This window comes from Paenirhizobium naphthalenivorans (genome assembly GCF_007992095.1).
In the GTDB taxonomy this organism is placed as follows: domain Bacteria; phylum Pseudomonadota; class Alphaproteobacteria; order Rhizobiales; family Rhizobiaceae; genus Allorhizobium; species Allorhizobium naphthalenivorans.
The window spans coordinates 1-1304 of sequence record NZ_BJZP01000097.1; the positions used below are offsets into that span (position 1 = coordinate 1).

Here is a 1304-nt window from a genome sequence, read left to right on the forward strand (position 1 = left end):
TGGAGAAGACGACGCCGATAGCGTATTCGACCCTAATGCATTGACGCTTGGATTTGCCCGCCGTTTTGCAACCTATAAACGGCCGGCCCTGCTTCTGCAGGATCCTCAACGATTGACAAGGATACTGACGAGCACGGAGCGGCCGGTCCAATTGATCCTGGCTGGCAAGGCCCATCCCCAGGACCAGGAGGGGCAGGAACTCATCAGGCTCTGGAACAATTTCGCCAAACGGCCGGAACTGAGATCGCGACTTATCTTCCTTCGAGATTACAATATGCGGCAGGCGGAATGGCTGACCCAGGGCGCCGATGTCTGGATCAACACACCCCGGCGACCATGGGAGGCCAGCGGCACGAGTGGAATGAAGATCCTCGCGAATGGCGGGCTGAACCTGTCCGAACTCGACGGCTGGTGGCAGGAAGCCTATGCGCCAGATATCGGATGGGCGCTCGGTGACGGCAAGGAGCATGGGGACGATCCTGATATTGACGCCATGGAGGCCGACGCCCTTTACAGGTTTCTCGAAGAAGAAATCATTCCGGAATTCTATGACCGCGATCAAGACAGCATTCCTTCGAAGTGGGTCGGACGGATCCGGGAAAGTATGGCCAGACTTGCGCCCCGGTTTTCCGCTAACCGCACCGTCCGCGAATATACCGAAAATTTCTATCTTCCCGCTGCTCAAGGTTATGCTGCCCGTATCGAAACGGTTGGCGATGCCTCGCGCGGGATCGCTCGCTGGAAAGAGCAATTATCGAAGTTCTGGCCCAAGGTTCGTTTCGGGGCCACATCTGTCGAGGAGACGAAAGAAGGCCCCTCCTTTTCCGTCGAGGTCTATCTTGGCGGACTGTCTCCCGACATGGTCAAGGTGGAACTCTATGCCGACGGAGAGGCCGGGCTACCTTCGCATATAGAGGCGATGCAGAGACAACGTGGAGGACCAGTTACCACGGGACTTTACAGATATACGGCAAGGATTTTTTCAGGCCGTCCTGTGTCGGAATTCACGCCGCGAGTCGTTCCTTATCATCCGCTCGCCCGCGGTCCGCTGGAACTGCCGAACATCATTTGGCAGCGATAGGGCCACCGCTTCGGAGAGCGCTGTCCACGAGGCGCGAGAGAAGACGAGATTGCAGAAGAACCCCCAGGGAAGGAGAACATGCGATGAGTATTTCAGACAGCGTGCCACATCGTAAAACGAGCCGGAGCCGCCAAACGACATCGGAAACACTCGATCTGAACGGTCGTCCGTTTGTTGTCGTGAAAAAGCCAAGTAAGGATCTCTGGCCATTGTTACATCCAAC

The 1304-nt window shown here is 56.5% G+C and carries 1 protein-coding gene; it reads left to right on the forward strand.

What is annotated here, in order from left to right:
- Positions 1-1081, forward strand: a 1081-nt coding sequence (glgP, locus tag RNA01_RS23295; RefSeq protein ID WP_147182449.1) for an alpha-glucan family phosphorylase, incomplete at its 5' end; no start/stop codon positions are given.
- Between the last annotated feature and the right edge of the window lie 223 nt (positions 1082-1304).